We start from the raw sequence: 13,201 nt of genomic DNA on the forward strand, positions 1-13,201 counted from the left end.
AAATAGACCGATAAGAAAACAAGGAAAGGCAACAGACCAGGGAACACCAACAAAAAAAGCGAGGCGCCGCAGGCAAAAAACCAACCCTTATAACTTCTGCTGCACCGCCAGCCCAAACATCCTCTGCCATTGGGCAGCCTGCCCCTTATCCCGCATGGGCACCTCCCACACCGGATGCTTCGTATCCCTCACCTTCACGGTGAGCTTCCACTGCTCGCCAACCGGCGTCGCTTCCGCCCCTTGCAGGTCGGCAAAAATATACGCCCCCTGCTCACCCGCCACCCGAATCTCACACAGCCGCTTGCCAGCGGCGAGCCGGATCATCCCCCACTCGCCCTTCACTTCATGCGTCCAGTCACCATCGTGAATATTGGGCGCCACCTCGCGCCGGCGGCGCAGCCAGTACAGCACAGCCGCCACGATCAGCGCCGCCACCACCACCGCGACACCCACCGCGACGCCCATCCCGAAGTGCGTATCTAACGCATCGAATGACCACACCGCGCCGTAGATGAGCGCGGCCAGTACCGCCAGTCCCACGACGATAGGCATCTGAAATCACCCCGCAAAGGAAAAAAACGGCCTTCAGCGTAGCACGCCAAACCGGCTGATCCCGTCCCAGGCGGCCGCAACAGTCCATTGCGCCGTTCAGGCTCCGCGCCGCTCGGCCCTCACGGCTGCGTCACCACGCGTCACCGCGCGTCACTGCAACGCCACCGCTACGTCACTGCTGCTTGTGTGTCGCCGCCCATTGCTTGACGGCCTCCAGCGTGTTCTCCACGTGCTTGTCCGGCGACAGGCTGGTGTATTCGTAGATCACCTTGCCGTCCGGCGCGATCACGTACGAGACGCGGTTGGCCATCGAGTCGTGCATCGGCAGGCCCGCGTCGTACAGGCCAATCACCTTGGCATCGGCGTCGGCTGCAACCGGGAACTTGCTGCGGCATTCGCTCACGGAGAATTTCGTCAACGTGTCGATGTTGTCGTGCGACACGCCGATTACCGTCGCGCCGTACTTCTTGTATTCATCAACGGCATCGGCGAACTCGTGCGCTTCGATCGTGCAGCCCTTGGTGAACGCGGCCGGGTAGAAATACAGCACCACCGGCCCCTTCTTCAACTCATCGGCCAGCGAATACGTATAGGTCTTGCCTCCAAGCGAGGCCTGGGTGGTGAAATCCGGCGCCGGGTCGCCCGGCTTGAGCGTCGCGGACGCTGTCAGTGAATACGCCGCACACCCCATCGACACCACTGCCGCCAGCAATACCGGCATGAACTTTCGTTTCATCTCAAGCCCCTCGAATCGTGGACGCACGTTGCGCGTGCAATGATCGAGGCCCGCGCTCCATGCGCCGCAAGAACGCGGGACAGAACGTGCCTCAGCCGCTATTGGACCACGTCCGGACAAAGCTCGCAGCGCTGTCTATGAACCCGCCATTCAGCGCAACATCAATGCAACGCTCAAAGCATGCCGCCAGGCGGCGGCATGCATGACAGCATGGCAAAGCCTTACTCCATGCCCGCGTGCGCGCCGAACCACGCGGCCGCAGACAGGTTCAGCTCCGCCAGCACCGCCGGCGTAAGCGCCGCGAAGCCCGGCGGCGCATCGGCGGCCGCGGCGATCGAGGCGGCATCCACCGTGCCCTGGGTGCGTTCGTCGGCCGCTTCGGCGATCCGCAGCAGCGTCCCCATTGGTCCGCTGTGCTCGACGATTGCATCGCGGATCTCGCGCGCAAGGCCGAGTTTGTCGAGCGTCTCGCCGGGCGCCGTACCGAGCACCACGTGCACCAGCGAAAAGATGCCGGTCATAAAGGCGGCATCGGCGAATTCCTCATCCGAGGGGTGCAGCCATTGCGCGGCCAGTTCCATGAAGCGCGAGCGGGTGCCGGCCAGTTGCACCAGCGGATCGGAGCGCCACGGCAGATCGCCGCCGTCCGCATACAGCAGCAGTTGCGCCCAGCGCGCAATCTGCCGCGTGCCGGTTGCGATGATGGCTTCGCGCAGCGAGGCGATCTTGCGCCCCAGCCCGAATGCGCTCGAATTGACGAGGCGCAGCAGTTGCACCACCACATTCGGATTGCGCTTCAATTCCGCTTCGAGTTCGACGATCTCCGCATCCCGCGACAGCAAGGCCAGCAGGCGCAGCAGCGCGGTGCGCGACGAATGGTTGCGCGGTGCCGTCAGGACCTGCGGCCGCGCGAAGAAATAACCCTGGAACAGGTCGAAGCCCAACTGGCTCGCGAGCGCGAAGTCTTCGCGCGTCTCGACCTTCTCGGCAATCAGCGTCTTGCCCGCGGCCCGCACCGCCGCGGCAAGCGCCGGCAGCGCCTCCCGCGAGGTCACCAGAAAGTCGATCTTGACCATGTCGGTGTGCGGCAGGACGGCCAGCAGACCGTCCGAAAGCTCGCTCACGTCGTCGAGTGCCACCTGGAAGCCCGCGCGGCGCAACTCGGCGAGGCGCCGGGCAAGCTGGGCGTCGAAAGCGACGGTTTCGAGGATTTCCAGCACGAAGCGGTCGGGCGCCATCAAATGAACGATGTCGTCGAACAACAGGTCGCGCCCGATGTTCACGAAGCCCCGATGATGGCCGAGCACCGCCGACACGCCAATCCCGCCAATGGTGCGCGCCACCACCTGGGCCGTGGCCTGGGCGTCGTCGCTTACTTCGGCGTAGTTGTGCGAGCCCGCCCGGAACAGCAGCTCGTAGGCATGCAGGGCCCCGTTGCGATCGAGGATAGGTTGCCGCCCCAGGTACACAAAGGCGGGCTCGGCTGGCGTCTGCTCGCCCTGGGCGGGCGTCTCAGGCGCCCCGACGGACCCGGCGCCTGAAGCCGGGCCGGCACTGACAGAGTACGGTTCAGACATGGCGCATCGATGCATCGATTCGGAAAGCTGCGTAGCGGAGAAAACGCGTGGCCCTTGTGGGGAACGCCCCGCCCGCGTGCGTGGCGACAACAGGCATCCCCTCAATAACGGACAGGAACCGGCGCCACTTTAACTGAATCTGCGGGGCGGGGGTGCATGCGCTGCCGCAAAGCGCATTACGGGCGGTTTTTTACCGCCTGCACTAAAGATTTCGGCTTTGGGGTCGTTATCTCGTTCTGATAGGCGGCTTCATTACTTCGTACCGACCTTGCATGGGGCGGTGCGAGGCGGGCCGCCAGCAGACGAAAAACGGGTTGCCAGCGAGAAACATGGAAGCGAACAGGATCACCGCGCCCCGCCGGGGCTCCTTGCGCACGGTCATCGACCGGGTTCGTGCGTTTGGACGGCGCGCGCAGGGCACACCCAAGACCAGCCACAGCAACGGCACGCAACTCGAGCATGCCGCCGGGGCGGTGGATCTGCTCGCCCACGTGGATCGCGAACTGCATTTCCTCTACGTGTCGGACGCGAGCCTGCGCTTCATCGGCTACCACCGCGAGTACCTCCAGACCATCACCCTGCACGACATCGTCGCGCCTGCTGACATTGGGCGGCTCGACGCGCTGCTGGCCCGCGCCTCGGCCACCGGTTCGGTGGAAAAGGCCACGCTCGGCCTGATCAAGTCGCTGACTTACCCGATTACCGTCGAGCTGCGCGTGGTGCGCAACAGCCACGACGGCGTGGAGGGCTTTGCGATTGCCGGCTTCGACGTGTCGGCGTGGCGCGCCACCGAAGAGCGTCTCACGCACGCGCTGCATCACGACCGCCTGACGGGCCTTGCCAACCAGTCCGCGCTGATTCCCGCGCTGCTGGACGCCCAGGAGCAGGCCGACCTGCACGGCACGCCCGCTGCCCTGCTGCTGCTCGATATCGACGACTACCAGCGCGTCAACCGCGCACTCGGCTACGACGCCGGCGACGACATGCTGCGCGACACGGCGCGGCGTCTGCAGAACATCGCGACGCAGGGCGAGCGGATTGCCCGGGTGGCGAGCGACGAATTCGCGATTCTGATCTCGGCCTCCGCCACCCGCACCGACGCGGCCGTCACCGCCGAAGCGCTGGCGCGCCGCATGCTCACCGCGATCCAGCAACCGTATGTGTTCAATGGCCAGCAGGTGCATCTGTCGGCAAGCATCGGCATTGCGCTCTACCCGGACGTGCAGCACGCCAACGACACCGGCACGCGCGACAACCATCTGCTGCGCTGGGCCGATCACGCGCTGCTGCAAGCCAAGGCGGCGGGCGGCAACACCCTCGCCTTCTACGTACCGGACGACGACCCCGCCGACGCCGAGCGTCTGAAACTGGAGGCCGACCTCTACGACGCTGTGCGCAACGGCGAGTTCTCGCTACACTTCCAGCCCATCACCAGCAGCCACAGTCATGGCGTGGTGGGCGTCGAAGCGCTGATCCGCTGGCTGCATCCCGTGCACGGGCTGGTGCCGCCGTCCATGTTCATCCCGCTCGCCGAATCGGTGGGGCTCATCAATTATCTCGGCAACTGGGTCCTCAAGGTCGCCTGCATGCAGCTGATCCAGTGGGACGCCAAGGGCATCGAGCTGCAATACGTGGCGGTCAACGTGTCGCCGCAGCAGTTCCGCGACCCGCGTTTCAAGGAAAGCGTGCGCGAGGCCATCACGCTGACAGGCATCGATCCGCGCCGGCTCGTGTTCGAGATTACCGAGAGCCTGCTGATGCACGACCCGGCGCATGCCAAGGAACTGCTCGAAGAACTGACGGCGATCGGCATCCGCTTCGCCGTGGATGACTTCGGCACCGGTTACTCGAGTCTTGCGTATCTGCAACGCTTCCCGCTCGCCAAGCTGAAGATCGACCGGAGCTTCGTCGAGAATCTGCTAACCTCGCGCAACGATCAGGCAATCGTTAGCGCGGTGGTGGGTCTCGCGCAGACGCTCGATCTCGAACTGGTAGCCGAGGGCGTCGAGACGGAAGCGCAACGCACGTTGTTGACCGAGATGGGATGCGATCATATTCAAGGCTGGCTCGTCTGCAAGGCACTGCCTTCCGACGAACTGGCCGAGCGCTTCGAAGCGCGAACGCTGCATCTGCACGCACGGATCTGAGGTGCGCGCGCCACGGCACACGGGCGCGCTCCGGACACCGGCTTTGTACCGGCCGCCATGCGGCCCGTTACTCACTGGAACAAGTATGGCTTTAGCGGGAATCACATGGTAAAGGCAGCGGTGCTCGACCGGCTCTGGTCGCGAATGAGCGAGCGCGGCGATTTCCCTATGCTGTCGCAATCGCTGCGCACGACTATGGCAGCGATGACCAATGACGACCTCGATTTCACCGCGCTCGTGCAGGTCGTGCTGTCGGATTTCGCGCTCACCCAGAAGGTGCTGCGCCTCGCCAACTCGGCCATGTACATGGCCTTCGGCGGCAATATCACGACCGTGTCGCGCGCCTTGATGGTGCTCGGCATGGACGCGGTCGGCCATCTCGTGGTCGGGCTGAAGATCGTCGATCACTTCCATCACAGCGTGCCGCGCCGCATCGACGCCAAGCTCGAACTGAACCGCACCATGCTGTCGGGCTGCGTCGCGCGCAAGCTGACCGAGCGCGGCGATCTGCGCGCCGGCGAAGAAGCGGTGGTCTGCACGCTGATGCGGCAGATCGGCAAGTTGCTGGTGGTGTTCTATCTCGACGCCGAGTGGGACCAGATTCGCCGTCAGATCGAAACCGATATCGACGAAACCGAAGCGTGTACCGCGGTGCTCGGTGTGACCTTCGACGAGATCGGCAACGAGGCCGCGATTCGCTGGCGTCTGCCGGACATGATCCGTCACGGGATGGGCGAGTTCGATCCGCAGGACACGGAAGAGCCGCGCCAGGTGCAATGGCTGCGCGCCATCACCAACTATTCGACGGATGTGGCCAGTGTGCTGACCACACCGAACATGCCCGACTGGCAGCGCGAGGCGCGCATTGCCGAACTCGCGCACCGCTATGGCCGCGCGCTCAACACCGACCCCGACGTGCTGATGGAAATGAGCGTCGCGCTCGCCCGTGAAGAAGACGGCGAAGGTGTGATGCGCGAGATCGTCGAGCTGCGCGCCGACGCCGATGCGATTGCGCGTGAAGGGCTCAATCCCGAAGCGCGGATTGGCGCCGGTGTCGAAGATCTGCGCGCGCTGCAATCCGACAGCGCGCTCGGCCCGGCACTCGCCCTCGCCGCCGAAACCGTGCATGCGGGCCTCGGCTTCGAGCGTACCGTGATGTTCGTGCGGCACGGCAGCGGCATGTTCAAGGCGCGGCTCGGCTTCGGACCGAAGATCGACGACGCGCTGCCTACCCTGTCGTTCAATACCGCGTTCGAGCCGGATGTGTTTCATCTGGCCATCGCCAACTCGGTGGGTATCTTCATCGAGAACGCGCGCGATCCGAAGATGCTCGCGCGTCTGCCGGAATGGTTCCGCCGCAGCTTCCGCGATACGCGCTCGTTCGTCCTGCTGCCCGTGGTGGACGAGAACCACGCCACGGTCGCCCTGCTCTACGGCGACTGGGTGCAGACCAATGAGCCACGGCGGATTTCGCAGGGCGAGATGGCGGCGCTGAATGAACTGGCGCGGGAACTCGGCCGTTTTTTTTCCGAAGCGCCGATGCGGGAAATGGAATTGTTGTGAGGTGGTAGGCGGTGTCCTGCCTGCCGCTGGCAGGCAAGACGCCGAAACCGTCTGCGCATGCATTCATGCGCAGACGGTTCAACCCCTCAGTCTTCGATACGTTCCAAACCTCTTGCCTCGGCGCTGCGATCCGCCGCCCCGGCCCACGCTGCCGCCGTCAAACCGAGTTCCGCCACCTCAGCCACCGTAAGCGGCGTGAGCCACTCGCACAAGGCTTCGATCTCGGCAAACGCACCGCGCTCCAACGCATCTACCGCTGACAGCAACGTTCCCAGCACCCCTTCGCGATTCAGGATCGCCGCCTGAATTGGCTTCGACAAGGTCAGCACGTTGAGGGTGTGATCGAGCGGGCCGCCGAACACCGCGTCCACGAACGAAAACACGCCGGTCAGGAAGGCCGCGTCGGCTTCGTCGCGCCCCGCCGATGGCAGCCGCAGCACCGCCAGTTCCATGAACCGCGCCCGCGACGCCGCCAGTTGCAGCAGCGGATCGTCTTCGAGCGCGACCTTGCGGCCGTCCGCGTACAGCAGCAGTTGCGTCCAGCGCGCGATGCGATTGGTGCCGGTGGCGTTGATGGCGTCGCGCAGCGTCGTCACTCGGTGACCCGCAGCGAGTCCGCTCGAATTGGCGAGCTTCATCAGATGCATGACGAGCACCGGGTTCAGCTTGAGTTCGGCTTCGAGTTGCGCCACCGTTGGGTCGCCCGCCAGCAGTTGCAGCAGGTTCAGCAACGCGTGACGCGGCGCGCTCACCTTGCGCAGACTCGGCGTATGCGGCCGCGCAAAAGAATAGCCCTGGAACTTGTCGAAGCCGAGATTGTGGGCGGTCTCGAAGTCCGCCTGAGTGTCGACGCCCATCGCGATCAGCAGCTTGCCGGCTGACTTCAGCACGCTCGAGAGCTTCGGCAGCAATGCTCGGGAGATGGCCGACACATCGATCTTCACGCCTTCCACGTACGGCAGCAGGCGCGCGAACGTCTCGTTGGGGACCACCACGCCATCCAGTACGAAGCGATAGCGGCGGCCGTGCAGTTCGATCAGACGCGCGATCAAGGCGTCGTCCACGGCGATGTCGAGCGGCAGCTCGAACATGACCGGCTCGGGCAGCAACTGCTCCAGCGCGGGATCGAACAGCAGTTCGCGGCTGACATCGAGGTAAGCGGGATGCTTGGCCAGCGCACCTTGTACGGCGGCCTCGGACAGCGCCTCGACGAACGCCTGCGCAAATGTGACCGGAGGTGTACCGGCTTCGGCCGGGGTTTGCGGATCGGGCTCGCCGCTCGCTGCAGCCGTCTCAACGGTGGCGGCCGCCGCGTCACCCTCGCCTGCTGGCGAGACAGCGTCCACGTGCACCTTGAGTTCGAAACCGCAGAGCATGCCGTCGCGGTTGAGGATGGGCTGGCGGGCGAAGCAGAAATTGAACGGTGAGAAATTCAACGGCACGGTTGCGTTGGCGGACGATGCGGCAGAATTTGCCAACCCCGCTTGCAGATCCGTTGCTGCGGCGCCTGCCGCCCCCGCTAATGCTGCACCCGGCACTGCCTCCCGCGCTTCGCCGGTCCGGCCTGGATCGACGAGTTCGATGCTGGTCATTGCACTCCCCCGATTAAGCGCCCGCGCGCTTTTATGCTGTTTTCTGGTTATGTCTTTAGCCGTGACTGCAGTCTGGAAACGGGCTAGACATTTGTTCCGTGGATCCCTCTGCAAATCCGGCTAGAAGCGCCGCCTGGCACCGCTCCACGGCATTTGCCGATTTTAGCGCAACCGTTTGCGCGCTGACACCGACGGCACCCTCAATTCTGGAAAATATTCATTCCCGCCAGCGATTACCTCGGTGTCACGCGAATGAACGATACTGTCGTTGTGCAGTGCAGAAGCGTTCCAACCCCGCGTTTTAACCACCAAGGAAAAAACCATGGACGTCAAAAGCGTGCTAGAAAAAGCCTTCGCCATGCCGATCACGGCGCCGGCGTTTCCGATCGGGCCGTACCGGTTTATCAACCGCGAATTCCTGATCATCTCCTACCGCACCGACCCGGATAAACTGCGCGCCGTCGTGCCGGAGCCGCTCGAAGTCGGCGACCCGATCGTGCATTACGAATTCATTCGCATGCCGGATTCGACGGGCTTTGGCGACTACACCGAAAGCGGTCAGGTGATTCCCGTGTCGTATCAGGGGGTGGCAGGCAGCTACACGCTCGCGATGTATCTCGACGACCATCCGCCCATTGCCGGCGGCCGCGAACTGTGGGGGTTTCCGAAGAAGCTGGCCAAGCCGGTGCTCGAAGTGCACACCGATACGCTGGTCGGCACGCTCGATTACGGTCCGGTGCGCATCGCCACCGGCACGATGGGCTACAAGCATCTGCAACTCGATCTGGCGCAGCAAAAGAAGCGTCTCGAAGCGCCGAACTTCCTGCTGAAAGTGATTCCGCACGTGGACGGCACGCCGCGCATCTGCGAACTGGTGCGCTATTACCTGAAGGACATCGACCTGAAAGGCGCGTGGACCGGCCCCGCTGCGCTGCAACTGGCGCCGCACGCGCTTGCGCCGGTGGCGGAGCTGCCCGTGCTGGAGATCGTCGAAGCGCGCCACCTGCTGGCCGATCTGACGCTGGGTCTCGGCGAAGTGGCGTTTGATTATCTGAAGTAGCCAGCTGACGTGGCATGCGTGGACCGGGGCGTGCGAAGACCGAAGGCCGCATGTGCATGCTCATCTGCGTGCCGCCGTGCTGGAGTGGAGACTCAAGCCAGCGCGGCCAGCGTCTCCCCGGTCGTTTCCACCACCAGCAAACCTGCCCGCAACCCCGGCTTCACCGTGGGGTTCGGGAACACGATACGTTCTTCAGGATGACTGACCGTGTAGCGATACTCGCCATCACGCGCGAGTAAGGTGCCTTGTTCGAACGGCGTGAAATTCGGCACATCCGCTGCGACCAGCAATTCGAACGCATCGCTTTGCTTCGTGATCTGGCCGATCACGGTGAACACGCGCGGCAACGATGGCTGCGCTGCCGCGTGCGTGCCCGCCAGCAGGCGACGCAAACCATGATCCGCTCCGGCGAAACGCGCGAGATCGTTCTGGCCAAACGGCCGCACCTTGCCGAGTTCCAGCGTGCACGCTTCAGCGCCGCACGCCTCGGCGGTAAAGTGGGAATAGGTGTTGCCTTTGGTCGTATGCAGCAGCACCGCGGCGATGCGCGCCTCGCCGAGCCATTCGAACATGTCGCGCGAGAGCGGCGCGTCGGTATGCGGTAGCAACGCAAACTGCTCGAATGCGGACGCGCGAATCGCGGTGTGCATATCGACATGCCAGCGCGTGCCGCGGGAACGAGGACCAGCGGCTACATCGGCGAAGAAGCGCAGCGCTGCGTTCTCCAGCGCGGCGGCGCGCGGCGCTTCCTGACTGTGCGGCACCTGGGCATGACGACCGCTGAAGAGCCGGTTCAGATCGTCGTCGATGTAGCGGCACCCGCCGCGCATCGCCTCCACATTGCCGAGGATCACCAGCAGCCGGCAGGTCAAGGCGGCGCGCCCCAGCGCGATATCGCGCACCAGCAACGACAGCAATTCGATCGGCGCGGTCTCGTCGCCATGCACGCCCGCTGATGCCAGCACGCTGCGAACGCCGGTGAGGCTCGCGCCCTCAGGCGGATTCGACACGGCCGCAGGTTCGAGTTGCAGCACACCGTCGTCGAGCCACTGCCAGCGCACGTCGTTGGCGCAGACACCTTGCGCGTCGTCCGGTGCCGGACGCGAGCCCGCCAGCGTATAAGCAAGAAAATCGTCCAGCAGTGCGGGCATGCTCGATTCAGCGCTGGAAGTCATACAGCGATCCAAGGCCAAGAATCTGCGTTAGTTCATCCAGTGCCGTGCGTGATTCGATCAACAGACTCGGATCGGCCAGGTCAGCGGGGGCCAGACGATCGCGATAGTGCTTTTCGATCCACGCATCGAGCCTTCCAAACAGGCTGTCGTTGATCCACACACCCGGCGTGACCGCTGCGCGCTCCGCCTCGTTCAGCACGACGCGCAAACGCAGGCATGCAGGACCGCCGCCGTTCTTCATGCTCTCGCGCAGATCGAACACTAGCACGTCGTCAATCGGACCGCCATGCGACGCCAGTTCGTCCAGATACGCGGCCACCCGCTCGTTCTCGCGACATTCCTGCGGCACCACGAGCACCTGCTTGCCGTCAGGGCGCGTCAGCAACTGGCTGTTGAACAGATACGAGGTCACCGCATCCGACACGCTGACCTGCGCATCCGGCACTTCGATCACGTCGAACGTTGCATCGAGCTTGCCGAGTTTCTCGCGCAGGTCGTCGTACACCGCGCGCTGCTCGACAAATGCAAGTTCGTGGCAGAACAGCGTGTGACGATTGCCGACCGCGATCACGTCGTTATGAAACACGCCCGCGTCGATCACATCCGGGTTTTGTTGCGCGTACGCCGTAGCCGCTTCTTCGAGGCCATGACGATGCGCGACCGCGCGGCTCGCCTCGAAGGTCTGACGCGCCGGATAGCGCTTCGGCTCCGGTCCGCGGCGATACTCGCTACGTCCATAAACGAAGAATTCGACCCCACGTACCCCATATTCCGCACAGAAGCGCGTGTGATTCGCCGCGCCTTCGTCGCCCAGCGCCGGGGTGCCGGGCAGCGCATCGTGCACCGCGAAATGGGCACGGTCCGCGAAGATGGCGCGCAAGGTACGCCGCGTCGATTCGTGTTCGATCGCGCGATGCAGCTTGCTGGTCAGATTGGCCGGCGTGAAATGCACGCGGCTGTCGTGGGTATCCGCAGAGGGGCTCACGGTGGCGGCGTTCGCGGTCCACATCGCCGAGGCCGAACTCGCGGCGGCCAGCAGCTCGGGCGCATTTTGCGCCACACGCGCGATCACGGTGGCGTCGTCGCCGGAGAAGCCGAGTTCGCGCAACAGCCGCATCGACGGCCGCTCCTGCGGCGGCAGTACGCCCTGGTGAAAGCCGAGGTCCGCGAGCTGCTGCATCTTGCGCAAGCCCTGCTTCGCGGCCGCCTTGGGATTGGCCACCGACTTCTCATTGTTTTGCGACGCCACGTTGCCGAACGACAGTCCGGCGTAGTTGTGGGTCGGGCCGACGAGCCCGTCGAAATTGGCTTCAGTGGCTTGCATCGTCGATCCTCAGAAATGAAGGCCCGGCGACACGCTCGCGGGCATTTGCAGTTGCGCGCTTTCGACCGATGCCATCGGATAAGCGCAATAGTCGGCGGCGTAATACGCACTCGGACGGTTGTTGCCCGAGCGTCCCGGACCGCCGAACGGCGCACCGGAAGACGCCCCGTTGGTGGGCCGGTTCCAGTTGACGATGCCCGCGCGAATGGTGCGCTGGAAATGCGTCCACAAGGCTTCGTCGTCGGCGAGCAGTCCGGCGGACAGACCGTACTGCGTATCGTTGGCGCCTTCGATGGCGTCGTCAAAGTTCGCATACCGAATGATCTGCGCCAGCGGCCCGAAGTGTTCCTCGTCGGGCAGATCGCGCACTTCGGTTACATCGAGAATGGCCGGGGTGACGAAGCCCAGTTGCGGATCGCGTTGCATCATCTCGAGCAACGGATTCGCACCGCGTGCGATCAATTGCGTCTGTGCCTGCACGAGCCGCTGCGCGGCGCGCGCCGAAATCACCGCACCCATGAACGGCTGCGGCTCGGCGTCGTATTCACCCACCGTGATACGCGCGGTGACGTCCGTGAGACGTTTGACAAAGCGGTCCCCCGCCGCGTCGTCCGGCACGAAGATGCGCCGCGCACACGTACAGCGCTGTCCCGCCGAGAGAAACGCCGACTGAATGGTGTGATGCACGGCCGCGTCGATGTCCGCCACCGGGCCGATCACCAGCGGATTATTGCCGCCCATCTCCAGCGCCAGCACGATCTCCGGACGACCGCCGAACTGCTTGTGCAGCAGCGTGCCAGTGTCCGAACTGCCGGTGAAAAAGAGTCCGTCGATTTGCCGGTGATTGGCGAGCGCAATGCCCGCATCCTTTTCGCCTTGCACGAGATTCATCACGCCCGCCGGCAAGCCGGCATCGTGCCACGCCTGCACGGTTGCCTCGGCGACACCCGGCGCGAGTTCCGACGGCTTGAACACCACGGCGTTACCCGCAATCAACGCCGGTACGATGTGGCCGTTCGGCAGATGCCCAGGAAAGTTGTACGGCCCGAACACCGCCACCACACCATGCGGACGATGCCGCAGCACCGCCGTGCCGTCGGCCATCGGCGTGCGCTTTTCGCCAGTACGTTCGTGGTACGCCTGAATCGAAATCTCGACCTTCGCCGCCATCGACGTCACTTCCGTGCGTGCTTCCCACAGCGGCTTGCCGGTTTCGCGGCCAATCGCAGCGGCGAGCGCTTCCTTGCGCTCCGTGACGAGCGCCGCGAAACGGCGCACGATGCCGCAGCGCTCGTCGAGACTCAACGCGGACCACGCGGGAAACGCCCGGCGCGCGCTGCGCACGGCGCGTTCCACGTCGTCCGCCGAGGCGCTGTGGCCTTCCCAAACCGTCGCGCCCGTGCCCGGATTGCGCGAGGTGAAGACGGGCCCGGTGCCGGCGACCCATTCGCCGTCGATGAATAGCTTGCTCATGA

At 64.5% G+C, this 13,201-nt stretch carries 10 protein-coding genes; 3 read left to right on the forward strand and 7 right to left on the reverse strand.

The genetic code is table 11. The features are described 5' to 3' along the window. Window positions 1-87: 87 nt before the first annotated feature. The 3 genes from D0B32_RS11025 to D0B32_RS11035 form a co-directional block, all read right to left on the reverse strand. On the reverse strand, window positions 88-552 hold the full coding sequence (locus D0B32_RS11025; protein ID WP_117333974.1) for a hypothetical protein: 465 nt from the start codon (window positions 550-552) through the stop codon (window positions 88-90). Window positions 553-724: 172 nt separating this feature from the next. After that, window positions 725-1,288 (reverse strand): peroxiredoxin, encoded by a 564-nt coding sequence (locus tag D0B32_RS11030; protein WP_117333975.1) that lies wholly within the window; start codon window positions 1,286-1,288, stop codon window positions 725-727. Between the two features lie 221 nt (window positions 1,289-1,509). Then, window positions 1,510-2,865, reverse strand: coding sequence for an EAL and HDOD domain-containing protein (locus D0B32_RS11035; protein WP_117333976.1), 1,356 nt, complete (start codon window positions 2,863-2,865; stop codon window positions 1,510-1,512). A gap of 329 nt (window positions 2,866-3,194) precedes the next feature. Between D0B32_RS11035 and D0B32_RS11040 the strand changes: the two genes are divergently transcribed. Then, complete coding sequence (locus D0B32_RS11040; RefSeq protein WP_117333977.1) at window positions 3,195-5,012, forward strand: bifunctional diguanylate cyclase/phosphodiesterase; 1,818 nt, start codon at window positions 3,195-3,197, stop codon at window positions 5,010-5,012. Between the two features lie 105 nt (window positions 5,013-5,117). Continuing rightward, window positions 5,118-6,575 carry an HDOD domain-containing protein gene (locus D0B32_RS11045; protein WP_117333978.1) on the forward strand — a complete coding sequence of 486 codons (1,458 nt, stop codon included), beginning with the start codon at window positions 5,118-5,120 and terminating at the stop codon, window positions 6,573-6,575. Between the two features lie 86 nt (window positions 6,576-6,661). Here D0B32_RS11045 and D0B32_RS11050 read toward each other — a convergent pair whose 3' ends face one another. Next, window positions 6,662-8,167, reverse strand: coding sequence for an EAL and HDOD domain-containing protein (locus D0B32_RS11050; RefSeq protein WP_404935542.1), 1,506 nt, complete (start codon window positions 8,165-8,167; stop codon window positions 6,662-6,664). Between the two features lie 322 nt (window positions 8,168-8,489). On the opposite strand from D0B32_RS11050, the gene D0B32_RS11055 reads away from it, so the two are divergent. Further along, a complete protein-coding gene (locus D0B32_RS11055; RefSeq protein ID WP_117333979.1) occupies window positions 8,490-9,227 on the forward strand; it encodes an acetoacetate decarboxylase in 738 nt (245 codons plus the stop codon). 92 nt (window positions 9,228-9,319) lie between these two features. Here the strand turns inward: D0B32_RS11055 and astE are convergent, their stop codons facing one another. The 3 genes from astE to astD are packed head-to-tail and all read right to left on the reverse strand — an operon-like array spanning window position 9,320 to window position 13,199. Further along, a complete protein-coding gene (gene astE, locus D0B32_RS11060; protein ID WP_181969779.1) occupies window positions 9,320-10,402 on the reverse strand; it encodes a succinylglutamate desuccinylase in 1,083 nt (360 codons plus the stop codon). Further along, complete coding sequence (astB, locus tag D0B32_RS11065) at window positions 10,386-11,726, reverse strand: N-succinylarginine dihydrolase (protein WP_117333980.1); 1,341 nt, start codon at window positions 11,724-11,726, stop codon at window positions 10,386-10,388. The genes astE and astB overlap by 17 nt, the downstream gene beginning before the upstream one ends. Before the next feature lie 9 nt (window positions 11,727-11,735). Then, a complete protein-coding gene (gene astD, locus D0B32_RS11070) occupies window positions 11,736-13,199 on the reverse strand; it encodes a succinylglutamate-semialdehyde dehydrogenase (RefSeq protein WP_117334177.1) in 1,464 nt (487 codons plus the stop codon). Window positions 13,200-13,201 lie beyond the last annotated feature (2 nt).

It is taken from the genome of Paraburkholderia sp. DHOC27 (assembly GCF_003429005.1).
GTDB lineage: Bacteria > Pseudomonadota > Gammaproteobacteria > Burkholderiales > Burkholderiaceae > Paraburkholderia.

Excerpts from the sequence above, each read along its gene's own strand:
- astE (WP_181969779.1), bottom strand. The coding sequence starts at position 10,402 with ATGACTTCCAGCGCTGAATCGAGCATGCCCGCACTGCTGGACGATTTT.
- astD (WP_117334177.1), bottom strand. The coding sequence starts at position 13,199 with ATGAGCAAGCTATTCATCGACGGCGAATGGGTCGCCGGCACCGGGCCC.
- D0B32_RS11045 (WP_117333978.1), top strand. The coding sequence starts at position 5,118 with ATGGTAAAGGCAGCGGTGCTCGACCGGCTCTGGTCGCGAATGAGCGAG.
- D0B32_RS11055 (WP_117333979.1), top strand. The coding sequence starts at position 8,490 with ATGGACGTCAAAAGCGTGCTAGAAAAAGCCTTCGCCATGCCGATCACG.
- astB (WP_117333980.1), bottom strand. The coding sequence starts at position 11,726 with ATGCAAGCCACTGAAGCCAATTTCGACGGGCTCGTCGGCCCGACCCAC.
- D0B32_RS11030 (WP_117333975.1), bottom strand. The coding sequence starts at position 1,288 with ATGAAACGAAAGTTCATGCCGGTATTGCTGGCGGCAGTGGTGTCGATG.
- D0B32_RS11035 (WP_117333976.1), bottom strand. The coding sequence starts at position 2,865 with ATGTCTGAACCGTACTCTGTCAGTGCCGGCCCGGCTTCAGGCGCCGGG.
- D0B32_RS11050 (WP_404935542.1), bottom strand. The coding sequence starts at position 8,167 with ATGACCAGCATCGAACTCGTCGATCCAGGCCGGACCGGCGAAGCGCGG.
- D0B32_RS11025 (WP_117333974.1), bottom strand. The coding sequence starts at position 552 with ATGCCTATCGTCGTGGGACTGGCGGTACTGGCCGCGCTCATCTACGGC.
- D0B32_RS11040 (WP_117333977.1), top strand. The coding sequence starts at position 3,195 with ATGGAAGCGAACAGGATCACCGCGCCCCGCCGGGGCTCCTTGCGCACG.